The sequence below is a fragment of the Altererythrobacter sp. H2 genome (genome assembly GCF_035319885.1).
Classification (GTDB): domain Bacteria; phylum Pseudomonadota; class Alphaproteobacteria; order Sphingomonadales; family Sphingomonadaceae; genus 34-65-8.
Window position 1 is genome coordinate 2,024,830 of sequence record NZ_CP141285.1, and the last position, 18,047, is coordinate 2,042,876.

The window sequence follows — 18,047 nt, forward strand, 5'->3', positions numbered from 1 at the left end:
ATCAGCGCAAATTCATCGCCTCTGATTGATGCGCTCACGCGATGACGTGTGCTAAGACCATGCCATGGCAAATCACTCGATCACTTCTGAGAAAGCCGGAACGTCCTCTCCATCGCCTGCTTCACAGCCACATGAGGCGTTGACCTACGTCGTCAGCAATCCCTTGCCGCCATCAAGGATTTCCTGGCTCAGACAGCAGTCAAAGCATGTGGCCGAGGTTTTTCGACAGCGATTGAACCAAACGACTGACTGAGAAACCATTTCGTGGAAAGCGTCCCTTCAGCCTGCTAGGCGTTAACAATGCTTTCGATTGCCTATTCCCCCTGCGCGCCCCACGTTTCGAGCACCCGCGCTGTATGACGCCCGCCCAATTCATCGCCAAATGGCGCAGTGCCGAGTTGAAGGAACGTTCCGCATCACAGGAACACTTCCTTGACCTGTGCGAACTGCTCGACATTGAAAAGCCCGCCAGCGCCGATCCGAAAGGCGATTGGTTCACCTTCGAAAAAGGCGCATCCAAGACAGGCGGCGGCGAAGGCTGGGCCGATGTCTGGCGCAAGCATTGCTTTGCGTGGGAATACAAAGGCCGCAAGAAGGACCTCGACCGCGCCTTCGCCCAGCTCCAGCAATATGCCATCGCACTGGATAACCCGCCACTGCTGATAGTCAGCGACATGGACCGGTTCCGCATCCACACCAACTGGACCAATACGGTGCAGGAGGTGCACGAATTCGCGCTCGATGATCTGCTGGACGGGGCGAAGCGCGATGTGCTGCGCGCCTGCTTCCTCGACCCCGAACGGCTGAAGCCGGCCAAGACCCGCCAGATGCTGACCGAAGAGGCAGCGGAAGAATTCTCGCAGCTGGCACAGCGCCTGCGCGCACGCGGGCATGCTCCCCACTTGGTCGCACATTTCGTCAACCGGCTCGTGTTCTGCATGTTCGCCGAGGATGTCGGCCTGCTGCCCGATCACATGTTCACCGCCATGCTCAAGGCGAGCGCGCCCAAGCCTGACACCTTTGCCACCAACGCGGCGATCCTGTTCGGGGCGATGAAGTCGGGCGGGCTGGTCGGCTTCACCAAGGTCGAGTGGTTCAACGGCGGGCTGTTCGACGATGACAGCGCCCTGCCGCTGGAACGCGCGGACATCGACAATCTGATCGCCGCCGCCGCGCTTGACTGGTCGGAAATTGACCCATCGATCCTCGGCACGCTGTTCGAACGCGGGCTGGACCCGGACAAGCGCAGCCAGCTGGGCGCGCACTACACTGATCGCGACAAGATCATGCAGATCGTCGAGCCGGTCATCATCCGTCCCCTCCTCACCGAGTGGGAAGCGATCCGGGCCGAGATCGAGGATCTGATCGCCAACGCCCCGCAACAGACTGCGGAAAAGCTGCTCAAGGGGGCCGAGCGGACCAAGCGCGACCGGGCCTTTGCCAAGGCGCAGGAGCTGCTGCGCGGGTTTCTTGAGCGGCTGCGCAATTTCCGCGTGCTCGATCCCGCCTGCGGATCGGGCAATTTCCTCTACCTCTCGCTGCTCGCGCTCAAGGACATCGAGCACCGCGCCAATCTTGAGGCAGAGGCGCTGGGCTGCACGCGCGAGTTTCCCGCTGTCGGGCCGGAATGCGTGCTGGGGATCGAGCTGAACCCCTATGCCGCCGAACTGGCGCGCGTGTCGGTATGGATCGGCGAAATCCAGTGGATGCGCCGCAACGGGTTTGAGGCGGCGAAGAACCCGATCCTGCGCAGCCTCGGCAATATCGAAAACCGCGATGCCGTGCTGGTGACGGATGGGCATGGGAACCCTGTGCTGGATGCCAATGGCAAGCCCCGGCGTGCGTCATGGCCAGATGCGGATGTGGTGGTGGGCAACCCGCCGTTCCTTGGAAACAAGAAGATGATCGCCGAGCTTGGCGAGAGCTATACTCTCGCTCTGCGCAAAGCATGGCCGCAGGTGCCGGGCGGGGCTGAACTTGTTTGCTATTGGTTCGCGGGTGCATGGGACCGGATGATCGCGGGTAAATTGAGCCGCGCCGGGTTGGTCGCCACCAATTCCATTCGCGGCGGCGCGAACCGCGCAGTGCTCAAGCCAATCGTCGAACATGGCCGGATTTTCGAGGCTTGGAGCGATGAGTCTTGGACCGTCGATGGCGCGGCGGTCAGGGTATCCCTTGTCTGTTTTAGCTCTGAAAAAGAGGGCCTGACGAGGCTTGAAGGCATCGCCGTTGAGAGCATCAGCGCTGATCTCGAAAACTCGTCTGCCAGCATTGACCTAACAAAGTCGCATCGTTTGCCAGAGACTTTTGGCCGTAGCTTCATTGGACGCCAGAAGGACGGGCCACTCGATATTGAGGGTGATTTGGCGCGCCATATGATCACCGAGAGTCACAATCCACACGGTCGGAGCAATGCCGAAATTGTAAGGCCTTGGCGGAACGGAATGGATCTGACGCGGCGCCCAAGCGACAAATGGCTTATCGACTTCATGGCGATGGAAGAGGCCGAAGCCGCGCTCTTTGAGCTGCCCTTCGAATTTGCTCGCACTCATCTGAAGCCGATCCGTGACCAAAATCGAGACCCTAAGCGACGGTCACATTGGTGGAGGCCTGGTCGGACTGGCGATGACATTCGGAACGGCTTGAAAGGTTTCCCAAGATTCATCGGAACCCCCCGAGTTTCTAAACACCGTCTATTCGTCTGGTTGCATTCATCGGTAAATCCGGACTCTGCGACCGTGGCCATTGGTCGGGATGACGATACCAGTTTCGGCATCCTGCATAGCCGGTTCCATGAAATCTGGTCGCTTCGGATGGGCACATTTCTCGGTGTGGGCAATGACCCGCGCTACACCCCCTCAACTACCTTCGAGACGTTCCCCTTCCCCGAAGGCCTGACGCCCGACATCCCCGCCAGCGATTACGCCGCTGACCCTCGCGCGCAGGCCATCGCCACTGCCGCCGAGCGCCTCAACACCTTGCGCGAGAACTGGCTCAACCCGCCCGATCTGGTCAAGCGCGTGCCGGAAGTCGTCCCCGGCTATCCCGACCGCATCCTGCCGAAGGACGAAGCCGCCGTGCAGGAACTCAAGAAGCGCACGCTCACCAACCTCTACAACGCCCGCCCCGCCTGGCTCGACCACGCCCACCGCGCGCTCAATGAAGCGGTCGCCGATGCCTATGGCTGGGGCGAAGACTACCGCACCGGCACCCTGACCGACGACGAAATCCTCGCCCGGCTGTTCCGGCTCAATCAGGAGCGCGCTGCGCGTTGATCTGCGCCGCAGCGCCTCTGCCTGGCCGATCATGCAACGGCAGGTATTGGTTTTTGGCCTGCGCGGCTTATCTCGACGTGGTCAAACGAGGTAGGAGATCAAGCAGGATGAGCAGCAATCACGGCCCCATGGCGTGCCCCTTGGACGGAACCACTCTGGTGATGAGCGAAAGATCGGGGATCGAGATTGATTATTGCCCAACCTGCCGCGGCGTGTGGCTCGACCGCGGGGAGCTGGACAAAATCATTGAGCGCAGCATTCAGCCAACTCCAGCGCCGACGCAGCCAGCCCCCGCACAGCCCGGCTATGACCGTGGCCATCAGCAGGGCCACAGCTATCCGCCGCGCAAGCGCAAGAAATCATTTCTGGAAGAACTGTTCGACTGATTAGCTGCTCCGAATGGCCAAGGTGATCCATGAGCCGCCGACAAGCCCGATGAAGCTCCGGTCTGGAGCGCCGTGATCAGGCCGCTGTATCCGTCCGGATGTTCGTACCGGTGCACAGGGCGCGCGTTATCGCTCTGCTTCTAAGGAATTGGCAGGTGCATTTCGGAAATGACAAAGTGCGGCGTCAGAGCCAGCCCGATTTCCTGAACCGGAGGTATAACAGGACACAAATCGCAGCGATTACGCCAAGCACCACGAAATAGGCATATTCCATTCGCAGTTCAGGCATGTTGTCGAAATTCATGCCGTAAATCCCGGCAATTGCTGTCGGAACGGCGAGGATCGCCGCCCATGCTGCCAGTTGCCGGGTGATATCACCCTGCCGCTGCTGCTCGATCAGGGCGCTGGTTTCCATCACCGAATTGAGCATTTCGCGATGCAGCGCAGCCAGCGACGCGACCCGCCGGACATGATCGAGCACATCGCGGAAATAAGGCCGCACATCCGCATCGACATTAGGCAGATCGAGACTTGCCAGCTTGGCGCAGACATCCTCCATCGGTATCAGCATGCGTTGCAGTAGCAGCAAATCCCGGCGCAGGTTGAACAACTCGCGCATTTCGGTGCGCGTGAGCGCGGATTCGAGCGCGCTCTGTTCAAGCCGCTGTACGATTTCTCCCGCCGCGTCGATGACGGGAAAATAATTGTCGGCGATCATGTCGAGCAGGGCATGCAGAACATAGTCCGTTCCATGCGCAAGTTGCGCGGGGCGGGCTTCCAGCTTCTGGCGAAGTGCAGAATGGCCCTGATCGGAGCCATGCCGGACAGTGACAATGTGATGGCGGCCTACAAAGAAAGCTGTTTCGCCATAGGCAATGTGACCCCCTTCCATCTTGGCGGTGCGCGCCGCGACAAAGAGCTGTTCTCCATAAATCTCGAGCTTCGGGAGTTGATGGGCATGAAGCGCATCTTCCACAGCAAGCGGATGCAGGCCGAACGCCTTTGCGCAAGCGTCCATCTCCTCGAGCGTGGGGTCAAACAGCCCCACCCAGGAAAATGTGCCTTGTGGGCTTTCCTGCGAAATCGGGGAATCGCTGGCTGCGAGGGTTACCTCGCCAATCGGGAAGCCTGCGTGATATTCACGCGCCGCAATGATCGTCACTCGTCCTCCTCCTCCGACCCACCAGCAACCCCTTGGTTCCAGCGCCCTCGTAGGCGAATTCGAAACTGGTCCATTTGCGTCGCCAACGCCGGGCGACGATCCTTTCGCCGGGACGCGCGGCATCATCCAGAAAAACCACTCCACCCGGTGCCACACGGGAAAAAAGGCGTTCCGCGATACCCCTCGCAAAGGGGTGAATAGCCCAGGGCGGCCCATCGATCACCAGCATGTCGATCACCGGCGGAACCTCAGGAAGCGAATACCACAACCCCGGCCATGCCGGATCACGCTGAGTTAGCGGGGCATGATGGAACTGCGCCGACAAATCATGTTCGCCCAGCCACTCGCGCATATGCGAGACGAAGGGATCGTACTGATCGAAGCTGTGCAGGCATCCGCCGCCGTTGAGCGAGAGGGCCTGCGCTATCACAAGTGAAGTCGCTCCCGATCCCAACTCCACCACGTGTTGAGGTCGCCGCTGTTCGATTTCATCAACAAGGCGGTGCAGGAGGTAGGTATCGGCCTTCCAACTACCCAAATGGGGCAGCGCATCTTGCGGCAAGCTGAGCCGTTCCAGAAGTGCAAACTTCTCGGCTTTGGTTCCGCCATACAGGCTCTTGAGCAACCAGGGCCATTGCACCAGAGAGAAGGCAAGCTGAAACAGTCTCTCGCCCAAAGTCCGCGATGCATCACCAGATTGAGGCATTTCCTTGGCCAGCAGGCCGGTCAGGTATTTTGTGGTCAAAGCTGATCATTCCAATCGCGGTTTGCGGCCTCTTAGGAGAATAAGCCTCGATTGGCGAAGCCTAATTGACCGCAACAGGCTGCGGTTATTGATTACGTTCAAACGCCCGCTTGCCTTTCCGCTTCCACAACACCAGTGCCTGTTCGCGTTCATCGCCGCCCAGCTTGGCCGCGACGGTAAGGAACGCGCCGTAGAGCGTAGCGCGATCATCGTCGGCGAGTTCGACCAGCCCGGCCTTCACCACCAGGCCGCCCAGTTCGATCAGTTGTCGCGTGCGTTCGCGTCGTTTGACTTGCCATTCACGCATGTCGGTTCGCGCCTTTCGTGCCTCAAGCCGATGCCGCGCCGCCGTCAAGCGGGAGAGTGCCGTCCGGCTGGCCTCGAGGTCCATCGCCACGCTTGCGCGCCTTGCTTTGAAAGAAGGCCGCGCCCCGCTTGCGCCACGCCTCCTTCTTTTGGGCATCGCTGCTTTCCGCAATGACGAGCAGCGCACCGGCCAACGTTTCCGCATCGGTCGCATCGGCCCCGGTGGCGATCACCAGTTCGCCAAGCTGTTGCACGCGGCGTTCCTTCAGTTGCTTCGCCTTGTCGGCGAGCGCCTTCAGTTCCGAATCAAAGTCACGGGGTTTGCGCATCGAAGTTCTCCATTGAGAGGTGATGCGCTGATGATAATACCTATTTCCCCCCAATGCTGTAGAGTCGTCGGGACGGCCTGATACTGAATAGTCCCGAGCAGGATTTTATCATGGGAGGGCGCGCTTATACGTCGTGCCGACGTGCGCTTGGTGGCGTAGATGGATTGCCGTCATGGCGATCTTCCACCTCTCCGTCAAAGTCATCAGCCGGTCGAGCGGGCGCAGCGCCGTGGCCGCCGCAGCCTATCGCGGGGCTGAGCGGCTGCACGACGAACGGCTCGACCGCGATCATGATTTCACCAACAAGGACGGGGTCGTCCATTCCGAAGTGCTGCTGCCGGAAGGCGCGCCGGAGGAATTCGCCGACCGCGAAAAACTCTGGAACGCGGTCGAAGCCGCCGAGAAACGCAAGGACGCGCAGCTTTCCCGCGAGGTCGAATTCGCCATTCCGCGTGAGCTTACCAAGGAACAGGGCGTCGAGCTGGCGCGGGAGTTTGCCGAGGCAGAATTCGTCGAAAAGGGCATGATCGCCGATCTCAACGTCCATTGGGATATTGGCGCAGACGGCCAGCCCAAGCCCCATGCCCATGTCATGCTCACCATGCGCGAAGTCGGCAAAGATGGCTTCGGCGCGAAGGTGCGCGAGTGGAACAAGGCGGAGTTGGTCGAGCAATGGCGCGAACGCTGGGCCGATCACGTCAACCAGCGTCTTGCCGAACTCGATATCGATGCGCGGATCGATCACCGCAGCCTGGAGGCGCAGGGCATTGGGCTGGAGCCGCAGGACAAGATCGGCCCCGCCGCTTCACGCATGAGCGTGCGCGGGCTTGAGGCAGAGCGGATCGAAGAACACCGCGCCGTCGCGCAGCGAAATGGCGAGCGGATCATCGCCAACCCCGCTGTCGCGCTCGACGCGATCACGCACAGCCAAGCCACGTTCACGGGCCGTGACCTATCGATGTTCGTGCACCGGCACAGCGACGGGAAAGAGCAGTTCGATCAGGCGATGAGCGCGGTGCGCGGATCGTCTGACCTGATTGCGCTGGGTAAGGACGGACGCGGCGAAGACCGGTTCACATCGCGCCAGATGATCGAGACCGAACAGAGGCTTGGGCGCGCATCGGAATTGCTGGCCGAACGCGAGCGGCATCAGGTCGAAGATCGTGGCCGGGAAGGAGCGCTGGCGCGCGCGGCGGAGCGCGGGCTGGTGCTATCCGGCGAGCAGCGCGCGGCGTTCGATCATGTGACCGATAATCGCGGCCTCAGTGTTGTCGTCGGCTATGCCGGGACCGGCAAGAGCGCGATGCTGGGCGTTGCGCGCGAGGCTTGGGAAAGCGCGGGCTATACAGTTCGCGGCGCAGCACTATCCGGCATTGCAGCCGAGGGCTTGGAACACGGTTCGTGTATTGCATCACGCACGATAGCCAGCCTTGAGCACCAGTGGAGCCAGGGCCGCGAACAGCTCACTTCGCGCGACGTTCTGGTGATCGACGAGGCAGGCATGGTCGGCACGCGCCAGATGGAGCGCGTGCTCTCCCATGCCGCCGATGCTGGCGCAAAAGTGGTGTTAGTTGGCGACCCGCAGCAGCTTCAGGCCATCGAAGCCGGAGCAGCCTTTCGCGCGATCCATGAACGGCACGGCGGCGTCGAAATCAGCGAAGTGCGCCGCCAGCACGAAGGCTGGCAGCAGGATGCCACGCGGCACCTTGCCACGGGGCGCACCGGACTTGCCATTCAGGACTATGGCGAACGCGGTATGATCCACGCAGGTGAGACGCGAGAAGCTGCACGCGGCGAGCTGATCGAGCGCTGGGATCGGGACCGGCAGGCCAGCCCCGGCGATACGCGCATCATCCTCACCCATACCAATGACGAAGTGCGCGAACTCAATGACGCGGCACGCGGAAAGCTGCGCGCTAATGGCGAGTTGGGCAATGAAGTGACCATCCGCGCCGAGCGCGGCGAGCGTCTGTTCGCCAGCGGCGACCGCATCATGTTCCTGCGCAATGAGCGGGGCCTGGGCGTCAAGAATGGCACACTGGGCACCATTGAGCAGGTGACGCCGCAGCGCGTGGCCGTGCGCACCGACGATGGCCGCAACGTCGCCTTCGACACAAAAGACTATGCTCACCTCGATCATGGCTACGCCGCGACGATCCACAAGGCGCAGGGCATAACAGTGGACCGCACACATGTGCTGGCAACGCCGGGGATGGACAGCCACGGGGCCTATGTCGCGATGTCCCGCCACCGTGATGGCCTTGCCCTGCATTATGGGCGCGAAGACTTCGCCGATCAGTCCAAACTTGTCCGCACGCTCAGCCGCGAACGCGGCAAGGACATGGCGAGCGATTACAAGCCCGAGCAGCAGTTTGCCGAACGGCGCGGCATCACTTTCCGCGAGCGGATCGTGGAGCTCGCCCGGCAATTGCCGGAACGGGCGAAGTCGATCTTCGCTGGCTTCCGTCCGCAGGCCAACCGGCTCGAACCCCTGCCGACCGATCAGGCTGGCCTGTCCGACCAGCGCCGGGCGGTCGAGCGCTATGTACGTGCTGCCAACGACATCGGGCAGATGCGCGAACAGGGATTGCCCGTCCTGCCCCACCAGCGCGACGCGCTGGAGAAGGCAGGAAAGGCACTCGACGCGATCCGGCCCCATGGCACAGCCGACCTTGCCAGCGCCTTGCAGCGCCAACCCTCGCTCGCCCGTGAGGCCGCCGATGGTCGCAGCCAGGGTGCAATCCGCGCCATGCAGCTTGAGGCCGAAATCCGCGTCGATCCCGCGCAGCGTGCAGACCGCTTTGTGAGCGACTGGCAGCGGCTGGGACAAGCACGGCAAGCGATGCAGCGCGATGGCGACAGCAACGGTGCGCAGCGGCTCACGGGCCGCATGACGGACATGGCGAAGGGGCTGGAGCGCGATGCGCAGGTCGAATCCCTTCTGCGCAGCCGCACCCGCGAGCTTGGCATCAAGACAGAACTCGGTCGCGATCTGGCCCGCGACCTTGCCGCCTCCATCTCGATGGAGCGGAGCCGGTCAATCGGCATGGGCCTTTAGGAGAAACACAATGGATACCGACACGGATGACGTGGAATTGACCCTGGACCTTGAGCCGGAACCCGACCCTGATCCGCTCACCCCGGATACCGCAGGCGATCCCGCCGCCGAGGCGTTTGCCCGCCTTGAGGGCGAGATGGCCCTGATGCGCCGGGCGGTGCAGCACCTTGCCGCCGAACGCGCAGACATTGTCATCCCCGACTACGGTGCGACCCTGACCGACTTATTCAAGCGGATGGGCGCGATCAGCGAGAGCCTGAAGGGCATGGCGCGCCATCCAGCATTGCAGATGACACCTGAGAGCATTGGTCAGCGGATCGCCGCAACAGCAGAATCAGCGCGGCGCAGCGATCAGGACAGGATCAGTCAGGCCCGGAGCGACTTGATCCACGCCGCTCAGGAGATGCGCAGCGTCACGGCCCATGCGCGCACTGCCGCCGAGCAGCAGCATCAACTCTACCAGGTAGCAGGCGGAGCCGTGCTCGCTGGTATCTTGCTCTGGTCTTTCCTTCCCGGCACCATTGCTCGCGCGATGCCGGATAACTGGCACTGGCCAGAGCGCATGGCGGCGCGGGTCGTGGGCGCGCCCTCACGCTGGGATGCAGGCGCGCGGCTGATGCAGAGCGACAGCCCTGAGGCATGGAATGCACTGGTGCAGGCCTCTGACATCCAGCGCGACAACAGAGATACCATTGACGCTTGCCGGAAGACCGCTGCAACATCGCAGCAGCCAGTGCGATGCACCCTCAAGATTCGTCCGGACAGCTCAGAGAGCAAGACAGCAACAACGCGAGAGGGGGCCGCGCAACGATCCCACAGAGGAGCATAACAGCCCATTCCGACCCGCACAAAATGTGGGAACAAATGTGGTTTCGATTTTCCGGAAAAGTCATTTTGTCTTTTGAAAACAAACCGATAAATGACTTGAATGGTAGCGGAGGAGGGACTCGAACCCCCGACACGCGGATTATGATTCCGCTGCTCTAACCGGCTGAGCTACTCCGCCCCGTGGGCAGGCCGTGCGTTGAGCAGGGCCCCGGTTGGTCTGCACCCGATGAGTGCAGGCGGCGCATTTAGGGCCGGGATCGGGTCCGGTCAACTGGCCAGAAGACGATTTTCAAGCAGGCTGGCAAAGCAGGAGGGCAATCCGCCAGAAGGCTCAGGAACGTGACCTCATGCGCCCTGCCCTTTGCCTCTGAACGGAAACTCCCCAGCAGCCTCCCACGGACCGCCCCGGTAAAGGTGGAGCCCCAGGCCCCGGAAGGCAAAAGCACGCGGTTCAATGACCGGTTCGAGCTGCTCTTTCAACGTGCGCGCTTCGGCAGGGGTGACCTTGTTCTGGATCGTGACGTGCAGGCGCGGCCGATGGCTGTCCTGAGGTGTCAGGATGCCGTGAAACCGCTCTGCCAACCGGTCCCGCAGGGAAAGCATGGCCGGGCTTTCGATCCGCAAGGCTGTGCCCCGGCCGAGAGAGATCAGGCCGCTCAGCCGCGCCTGGACGGGAGCCAGCGCAGACGCCTCCCCGGCCAGCGCCGCCCTGACTTCGCGTTCGCTCGACGGAGGCAGCGCATGAAACAGGGTGACGTGGGCTTCCAGATAGTTGCGCTCGGGCGGGAAATGCTGCGTTCGCAATGCGGTGGCCCAGCGATGCAGATCCGCCGGAAGCAAGGCTGTCACGATCAGGGGCGGCAGGACCATGGGGCGAGCTTAGTGCGAATTTGCCCGCTCGCCCAGCCGCACCCTTGTAAGAAATACTTAGGGTTGGCAGAAACGGCGCAACAATAAGGGGAGAGGGTCATGAAAAAGGAATGGCGCCGGGCAGGCGCAGGGTTGGCAGCGCTCGCTTTTGCGACAACGGCGAGCGCCGCACAGGCCGAGGTCAAGCCCGCATCGGGCACAACCACGGCCGCGCAGGAAGCAGCTGCGGGCATCCTGCCGCCGGATGGTACCCGCGATGCCGCGTTCTCGACCCAGGGCTTCCTTGCCACCCGCAGCGACCCGATCATCCGCAATGCGCAGGGCCAGCCAGTCTGGAACCTGGCCGGCTATGCCTTTGTCGAGGGCGAGGCTCCGGCAACCGTCCATCCCAGCCTGTGGCGGCATATGCGCCATCTGAAGCACCACGGGCTGTACCAGGTGTCCGACAACGTCTGGCAGGTGCGCGGGTTCGACCTGTCCAACATGACCGTGGTGCGCGGCCATAATGGCTGGATCGTGATCGATCCGCTCACCGGTGTGGAGGTCGCAAAGGCCGCGATGGAGCTGGTCAATGCGACGCTGGGGCAACGCCCGGTCAGCGCCGTGATCTATTCGCACAGCCATGCCGACCATTTCGGCGGGGTGCGCGGGGTGATTGATCCGGCAGATGTCGCCGCGGGCAAGGTTGCGGTGATCGCGCCTGAAGGCTTCATGGAAGAAGCGACCTCGGAAAATGTCATGGCCGGCGGCGCGATGATGCGGCGGGCCGCTTATCAGTTCGGCACCGGGCTCACGCCAGGCGCGACCGGGACGATGGGCAGCGGGATCGGCATGGCGGTATCGGGCGGCACACTGTCGCTCATCGCGCCGACCGAGACCGTTGCCCGCACCGGCGAGACCCGCGTGGTGGACGGAGGGGAGCTGGAGTTCCAGATCGTTTCGGGCAGCGAGGCTCCGGCCGAATTCAACGTGTTCGTGGCGCCCGAGCGGATCTTCCTCGCCGCCGAAATCGCCACCTGCACCATGCACAACATCCTGACCCCGCGCGGGGCCAAGGTGCGCGACACGCGGGCCTGGGCACATTTCCTTGACGAGGCGGCGACGCGTTATGCGCCGCGCAGCGAGGCGGTAATTTCCAGCCACTGCTGGCCCATCTTCGGGCAGGACGAAGGCACGGCGTGGCTGGCCGCCCAGCGCGACAACTACCGCTATCTCCACGACCAGACCGTGCGGCGGATGAACCGGGGCGAGACCATGGCGGAGATCGCCGAGGCGCTCGCCCTGCCCCCGCAGCTGGCGGGCGAATGGGCCAACCGCGGCTATTACGGCACCTACAGCCACAACGCGAAGGCGATCTACCAGTTCTACCTTGGCTGGTACGACGCGGTGCCGGCCCACCTTCACCCCCACCCGCCGGTGGAGCGGGCACGGCGGATGATCGAGGCGATCGGCGGCGCAGACCGTGCGCTGGCACTGGCCCGCACCGCCATGGCGCGAGGGGATTACCGCTGGTCATCGGACCTGCTCCAGAACCTGGTGTTCGCACAAGCCGATCATGCCGAAGCGAAGGCGCTGCTGGCGGACAGTTACGAACAGCAAGGCTACCAGTCGGAAAGCGCAATCTGGCGTAACCAGTTCCTCGCCGCCGCCAGTGACTTGCGCGGTGGCCCGCGCCAGGTGTCCAATTCCCAAAGCGCAGATCTGATCGGGGCCATTTCGACAGCGGAGTTGCTCGATTCGGCCGCCACCCGGTTCGCGCCGGAGCGGTTCGGAATGCGCAAGCTGATCGTCGCGCTCGACCTTACAGACCGAAAGGAGCTCGCCGCATTGGAAGCCAACGGCAGCGTGCTGATCGGGCGGGTCGGGCAGGCCCCGTCCCGGCCCGATGTCACTGTGCGCGGCCCGCGCGCCCTGGTGCTGGCAATGCTGTTCCTGAAGCAGCCGGTTGCCGCGATGCAGGCAGCGGGCCTGCAGGTGGAAGGCGATGCCGCGGCCCTGCAGGGCCTGATCGATGCGCTCGACCCGGTTCCGTCTGGCTTCGCGATCGTCGAACCCTGAGCGGGGCTACATCTCGCCCCGTTCACGGCGCAAGGCATACCACTTGTCCACCGCACGCTGGTGGGCGGCATAGTCAGCATTGAATTCGTGCCCGCCGCTGCCGTCAGCGACCATGTAGAGCGCGTCTGTCTTGGCTGGATCGAGCACGGCGGCAATGCTTTCGCGCCCGGGGTTGGTGATCGGCCCCTTTGGCAGGCCGGCCATCGAGTATGTGTTGTAATCGTTTATCGCGGCAATTTCCGACTTGCGGATACGCCGCCCCAGCGGCTTGCCCTTGGTAATGGGGTAGATGATCGTGGGGTCAGCCTGCAGGAACATGCCCTTTTTGACGCGGTTGGAATAGAGGCCCGCGACCATGCGCCGCTCGCTGGGCGTGCCGGTTTCCTTCTCGACGATCGAGGCAAGGATCACCGCGTCCCTGACATTGTCGACCGCGATGCCAGGGGCACGCTTGGGCCAGGCTTCGGCAAGGTAGTTCTGCATCGCCGCCTGCATCCGGGCGAGCACGGCCGTCCGCTCCTCGCCGGACTCAAAGTCATAGGTATCGGGCAGGACCGAGCCTTCCACCGGCACCGGGATCTCTCCGGTCAGCTTCTCTTCCGCCATCAGCCGCTCCCAGACGAGGATCGAGGGGATTCCTTCGGGGATGGTGATGAACCGGCGAATTACGTCGCCGCTCTGGAAAGCAGACAGGATCTCGCCTTGCCCCATGCCCGGCGTCAGCAGGAACTCGCCCGCCTGAATCGGGCGGGAACCGCCCAGCAGCTTCGCCCGGAGCAGGAAACCCCGGCCGGACGAAACCAGCCCTTCATTCTCCAGCTTGCCCGCGACCGAGGTCAGGGTCGAGCCCTGGGGGATGATGAACGAGGTTTCCTTGTCGATCGTGGCCGAACCAAAGGCGAATGTGCCGGCCAGAACGGCCAGCACCAGCGCCACAGCTGCCAGGATCGCGCCGCCTTTCCAGCCGATCCGGCGCATGTCAGTCGACCTTCTTCAACACCAGCGAGGCATTGGTGCCGCCAAAGCCGAAGCTGTTGTTGAGCACGGCGCGCACGGTGCGCTTCTTGGCTGTGTGCGGAACCAGGTCAACGCCCTCGGTGCCCTCATCCGGATTGTCGAGGTTGAGCGTGGGCGGCACGATCTGGTCGCGAATGGCAAGGATGCAGAAGATTGCCTCCACCGCGCCGGCACCGCCCAGCAGGTGGCCGATGGCCGACTTGGTGCTGCTCATCGATGCGCCGGTCAGGTCGTCACCCAGCACCCGCTTGACTGCGGCCAGTTCGATCGTGTCGGCCATGGTGCTGGTGCCGTGGGCATTGACGTAGTCGATGTCGCCCGGGGTCATGCCGGCCTTCTTCAGGGCCATGCGCATGGCAAGCTCAGCACCCTTGCCCTCAGGGTGAGGGGCGGTGACATGGTAGGCATCGCCCGACAGGCCATAACCGACCACTTCGGCATAGATCTTCGCGCCGCGCGCCTTGGCGTGCTCGTAATCCTCCAGCACCACCACGCCTGCACCTTCGCCCATGACGAAGCCATCACGGTCCTTGTCATAGGGGCGGCTGGCCTGCTCGGGCCGGTCATTCATGCTCATGTTGAGCGCGCGTGCCTGCGCAAAACCGGCCACGCCAAGCGGGTTGATCGTGCCTTCCGCCCCGCCCGCCAGCATCACGTCGGCATCGCCATCGCGGATCATCCGGGCGGCATCGCCAATAGAGTGTGCGCCCGTGGAACAGGCGGTCACCACGGCATGGTTCGGCCCCATCAGGCCATACTTGATCGAGACCTGACCGGAGATCAGGTTGATCAGGCGGCCATGGACGAAGTGCGGGCTGACCCTTCCCGGGCCCTTTTCAGCCAGCACCAGCGATTCGCTTTCGATCCCGGGAAGGCCGCCGATGCCCGATCCGATCGAGCATCCGGTACGCTCTTTCAGATCATCGCTCATGACTGAAAGACCGGCGTCTTCGAGCGCCTGCCCTGCTGCATCGATCCCGTAGATAATGAACGGATCGACCTGGCGCTGGACCTTGTGGTCAACGCGCTTGTCCGGATCGAAGCCCCAGGGATGATCCTTCGGCTTGACCTCGCAGGCAATGGTGCACTTCTGGTTCGAGGCATCGAACCGGGTGATTGGCCCGGCTCCGCTCTTGCCGGCGATCAGGTTCGCCCAGGTCGTCTCGACATCGCCGCCAAGGGGAGTGACGAGTCCCAGACCGGTTACGACCACACGACGCATGTTGTTCTCCGCCAAAGGGAAATTCTCCGCTAAATGACAACAGGCCCGGCCCGCGGAGGGGTCGGGCCTGTCAGGTCCTGCCCGTCAGGGCAGGTGAAGCGCAAGGACTATCAGCCCTTGTGCTCTTCGATGTACTTGGTCGCGTCACCAACGGTGGTGATCTTCTCGGCCGCATCGTCAGGGATTTCGACGCCGAATTCCTCTTCGAACGCCATCACCAGCTCGACGATGTCGAGGCTGTCTGCACCCAGATCGTCGATGAAGCTGGCTTCCTGGGTCACCTTGTCGGCTTCCACGCCGAGATGCTCGACAACAATCTTCTGCACGCGTTCAGCGGTGTCGCTCATGTACGAATTCCCTTTTGGAGCTGTTGGTTTCTTTGCTGTCGCCCTAATGAACGCCGGGGCCGCTGGCAAGTGCCGAGCCTTGGCAATTCACACGCCTCGCCAAACCCTATTTCAGCGCCATCGCATCGGCGGGGGTGACGACGATCACCACCCGGCGATTTTGCGAGCGGCCTTCCTCGCTGTCGTTCGGCGCCACCGGATCGAGCGCGCCCATTCCGCGCACGCGCATGGCCGTGCCGATGAGCCCGCCATCCACCAGGGCACGGCTTACCGCCTCGGCGCGCCGCTGGGACAGGAGCAGGTTGTATTCCGCCCCGCCCTCGGCGGAGGCATGGCCTTCCACCCCGGCGCTGCGGATGCCGACGCCCGCCAGCTCGCGGCCCAGTTCACCCAGCATGGCGCTTGTCTCTCCCTGAAGCTCGCTGCTGTCGAACCCGAACAGCACCCTGTTCTGCAGGCCGAGCAGGTAATTGCCGCCCTGCTCGCGGAACCCCTTACTCTCCAGCACGGCAACCTGCTGCGCCGAGAACGGCGCAGGCGGCACGGTCTGGCACGCCGTCAGGATTGCCGAGGCCAGGACGGACAGGATCAGCGCCCTCCTAGGAAACTTCGCACTCATCCGATTTCTCTCCCCGTTTTTCCTGGTACATCCGCTTGTCGGCCGCCCGCACCAAGGCGCGGGGTGTGGTGCCATCGAGCGGGTAGGTGGCAACGCCAATGCTGAGTTGCAGCGTCCGCTCGACCTGCAAGGCAATGCTGACCGGCTCTTCCATCATCGCGCGAACCCGGGCCGTCACCCGGCTGATCGCTTCGGTCGACACCAGATTGTCGAGCACGATGGCGAACTCGTCTCCGCCCAAACGGAAAACACGGTCTTTCTCGCGAATGCTCCGCCGCAACCGTTCGGCGATGGTACAGATGACCGCATCGCCGACATCGTGCCCGTGGCTGTCATTGATCGCCTTGAAATCGTTGCAATCGAGATAGAGCAGCGCGACCTGGCGGCCTGACAACTGGGCAATCTTGAGCGCCGCTTCCAGCATCCGTTCGAACCGGGCGCGGTTGCCCAGGCCTGTCAGCGGGTCATGATCGGCGCGTATCGCCAGTTCCGCATTCTCGCTCGCCAGGCTGTCATACCAGCTCTCAAGTTCCTCCAGCAGGGCATTGAAGTCACCGGCGAACCGGTCGATCTCGACCACGCCGGATTGTTCGAGACGGCGGGAAAAACGCCGCTCGTTGCGCACTTCGTGGGCGATCAGGGCCACACGTTCCAGCGGCGCGGCAATGCTTTCCTCCAGCCGGCGCGCCAGGATGCGCGTTGCCAGCACGGTAATCCCCAGGCAGCACAGGGCGATGATCAGGGCCGAAAGCGCGTGAGCATGGTCTTGAGGCTGCCCGTCACGGTCACGCTGCCGATCCGCTGGCCCTTGAAGGAAATGTCCTGGGTGACCGGGCCGAGCCAGAGCGCGCTGGCCCACGAGGGCCTTGTCTCGATCGGGCTGGTGCCCGGGCGCTGCCAGCGGGCGAAGCTCTGCCCCTCGCCATTGCGGACTTCCACCAGCGCGAGATTGTCGCTCTTGCCGAGGTGGTCGATCAGTGTCTGGGCCGCCTTGCGGTCACCGAACACCAGTGCCGGCTCGACCGAATAGGCCAAAGAGCGGGCAGAGAGCATCACGTTTTCGGCCGCATAACCCCGGATCGCATAAATCCCGCTGACCATCAGCGACACCGAAGCGAGGAACACGGCCAGCAGGACCAGCCGCAGGTGCCCCCTTGAGAGGATAGCCCTCAGTGTCTGGGTCCTGCTCTCTCTTGCCGACAACCTGTTCATCGCGACACTCCCGCCCCAAGCCGCAGCACCCGTGGATCAATCCGCACCTGCGAATTGGCCACGGCATCGATATCCAGCCGGAACGACAGCGCGTCGGCCTCGAACAGCAGGCAGAACATCGCCCGGCTGCGGCAGGCCGGGTCGTTCTCGGCGATGGTCAGGACAGCCGACCCCCGCATACGGGCGGTAACTGCGCGCTGCTGCTCCAGCGAAAGGCGCCCGAGATAGACGATTTCGCAACCGGCCGGCCCGGCTGCCTCGGCGCTGACTTCGCTGGCCCGGATTCCGGCAGCGCGAAGAGCCGCCCCGGAGAGAAGGTCGCCCGCATGGTCCGCCGGCCCCACCACACAAGCGCGGAGGCTGGCACGGTCGCCCGGCCAGCGGGTGTATTCCACCACCGAACGCACCAGCCGGGCCACAGCCGGGCTGTACGGGTCAGCCTCGTTGCCCAGCGGCAAGCCGACTTCAGTCGGTGCCGGTGCCGCAGCGAGCGACAAGGGCAGCAGCCAGCCTGACAAGGATGATGCAATCGCGACCAGTTTTCCCCCCAACCTGCCGAGACGATGGCGCCCGGCTTTCCGGTGCGCCCCGCCAAGGCTGGCTCATTCCTGCA

The 18,047-nt window shown here is 63.3% G+C and carries 17 protein-coding genes and 1 tRNA gene; 5 read left to right on the forward strand and 13 right to left on the reverse strand.

All coding sequences use genetic code 11. The annotated features are described in order from the left end of the window. Positions 1–356 precede the first annotated feature (356 nt). Both U4960_RS10180 and U4960_RS10185 read left to right on the forward strand, forming a co-directional pair. Positions 357–3,275, forward strand: a complete 2,919-nt coding sequence (locus tag U4960_RS10180; RefSeq protein ID WP_324260525.1) for a class I SAM-dependent DNA methyltransferase — start codon at positions 357–359, stop codon at positions 3,273–3,275. Between the two features lie 107 nt (positions 3,276–3,382). Continuing rightward, positions 3,383–3,661 carry a zf-TFIIB domain-containing protein gene (locus tag U4960_RS10185; protein WP_324260526.1) on the forward strand — a complete coding sequence of 93 codons (279 nt, stop codon included), beginning with the start codon at positions 3,383–3,385 and terminating at the stop codon, positions 3,659–3,661. 184 nt (positions 3,662–3,845) lie between these two features. Here U4960_RS10185 and corA read toward each other — a convergent pair whose 3' ends face one another. The 4 genes from corA to U4960_RS10205 form a co-directional block, all read right to left on the reverse strand. After that, positions 3,846–4,823, reverse strand: a complete 978-nt coding sequence (gene corA / locus U4960_RS10190) for a magnesium/cobalt transporter CorA (protein WP_324260527.1) — start codon at positions 4,821–4,823, stop codon at positions 3,846–3,848. Next, positions 4,801–5,568 carry a class I SAM-dependent methyltransferase gene (locus tag U4960_RS10195; RefSeq protein ID WP_324260528.1) on the reverse strand — a complete coding sequence of 256 codons (768 nt, stop codon included), beginning with the start codon at positions 5,566–5,568 and terminating at the stop codon, positions 4,801–4,803. Before U4960_RS10195 ends, corA begins: the two co-directional genes overlap by 23 nt. An 85-nt stretch (positions 5,569–5,653) precedes the next feature. After that, the gene (locus U4960_RS10200) at positions 5,654–5,875 is read right to left on the reverse strand and encodes a conjugal transfer protein TraD (protein WP_324260529.1); all 222 of its coding nucleotides are present in this window, start codon (positions 5,873–5,875) and stop codon (positions 5,654–5,656) included. A gap of 22 nt (positions 5,876–5,897) precedes the next feature. Then, positions 5,898–6,203, reverse strand: coding sequence for a conjugal transfer protein TraD (locus U4960_RS10205; RefSeq protein WP_324260530.1), 306 nt, complete (start codon positions 6,201–6,203; stop codon positions 5,898–5,900). Between the two features lie 172 nt (positions 6,204–6,375). On the opposite strand from U4960_RS10205, the gene traA reads away from it, so the two are divergent. Next, positions 6,376–9,261 (forward strand): Ti-type conjugative transfer relaxase TraA, encoded by a 2,886-nt coding sequence (gene traA, locus U4960_RS10210; RefSeq protein WP_324260531.1) that lies wholly within the window; start codon positions 6,376–6,378, stop codon positions 9,259–9,261. 10 nt (positions 9,262–9,271) lie between these two features. Next, a complete protein-coding gene (locus tag U4960_RS10215; protein WP_324260532.1) occupies positions 9,272–10,090 on the forward strand; it encodes a DUF6118 family protein in 819 nt (272 codons plus the stop codon). 100 nt (positions 10,091–10,190) lie between these two features. On the opposite strand, the gene U4960_RS10220 is transcribed toward U4960_RS10215, so the two are convergent. Continuing rightward, positions 10,191–10,267: transfer RNA gene (locus U4960_RS10220), tRNA-Met, on the reverse strand. A 167-nt stretch (positions 10,268–10,434) separates the two neighbouring features. Then, on the reverse strand, positions 10,435–10,959 hold the full coding sequence (locus U4960_RS10225) for a 2'-5' RNA ligase family protein (RefSeq protein WP_324260533.1): 525 nt from the start codon (positions 10,957–10,959) through the stop codon (positions 10,435–10,437). Between the two features lie 99 nt (positions 10,960–11,058). On the opposite strand from U4960_RS10225, the gene U4960_RS10230 reads away from it, so the two are divergent. Then, the gene (locus tag U4960_RS10230; protein ID WP_324260534.1) at positions 11,059–13,017 is read left to right on the forward strand and encodes an alkyl/aryl-sulfatase; all 1,959 of its coding nucleotides are present in this window, start codon (positions 11,059–11,061) and stop codon (positions 13,015–13,017) included. Positions 13,018–13,023: 6 nt separating this feature from the next. Here the strand turns inward: U4960_RS10230 and mltG are convergent, their stop codons facing one another. The 7 genes from mltG to U4960_RS10265 form a co-directional block, all read right to left on the reverse strand. Next, entirely contained in the window at positions 13,024–13,995 is a 972-nt protein-coding gene (gene mltG, locus U4960_RS10235; protein ID WP_324260535.1) for an endolytic transglycosylase MltG, read from the reverse strand. A 1-nt stretch (position 13,996) separates the two neighbouring features. Further along, positions 13,997–15,256, reverse strand: a complete 1,260-nt coding sequence (fabF, locus tag U4960_RS10240) for a beta-ketoacyl-ACP synthase II (RefSeq protein WP_324260536.1) — start codon at positions 15,254–15,256, stop codon at positions 13,997–13,999. Positions 15,257–15,366: 110 nt separating this feature from the next. After that, a complete protein-coding gene (locus U4960_RS10245; protein ID WP_160610148.1) occupies positions 15,367–15,603 on the reverse strand; it encodes an acyl carrier protein in 237 nt (78 codons plus the stop codon). 106 nt (positions 15,604–15,709) lie between these two features. Next, complete coding sequence (locus U4960_RS10250) at positions 15,710–16,222, reverse strand: OmpA family protein (RefSeq protein ID WP_324260537.1); 513 nt, start codon at positions 16,220–16,222, stop codon at positions 15,710–15,712. Next, on the reverse strand, positions 16,203–16,931 hold the full coding sequence (locus tag U4960_RS10255; protein WP_324260538.1) for a GGDEF domain-containing protein: 729 nt from the start codon (positions 16,929–16,931) through the stop codon (positions 16,203–16,205). The genes U4960_RS10250 and U4960_RS10255 overlap by 20 nt, the downstream gene beginning before the upstream one ends. Before the next feature lie 29 nt (positions 16,932–16,960). After that, on the reverse strand, positions 16,961–17,434 hold the full coding sequence (locus tag U4960_RS10260) for a CHASE sensor domain-containing protein (protein ID WP_324260539.1): 474 nt from the start codon (positions 17,432–17,434) through the stop codon (positions 16,961–16,963). Further along, positions 17,431–17,931 (reverse strand): YfiR family protein, encoded by a 501-nt coding sequence (locus U4960_RS10265; protein ID WP_324260540.1) that lies wholly within the window; start codon positions 17,929–17,931, stop codon positions 17,431–17,433. The genes U4960_RS10260 and U4960_RS10265 overlap by 4 nt, the downstream gene beginning before the upstream one ends. Positions 17,932–18,047 lie beyond the last annotated feature (116 nt).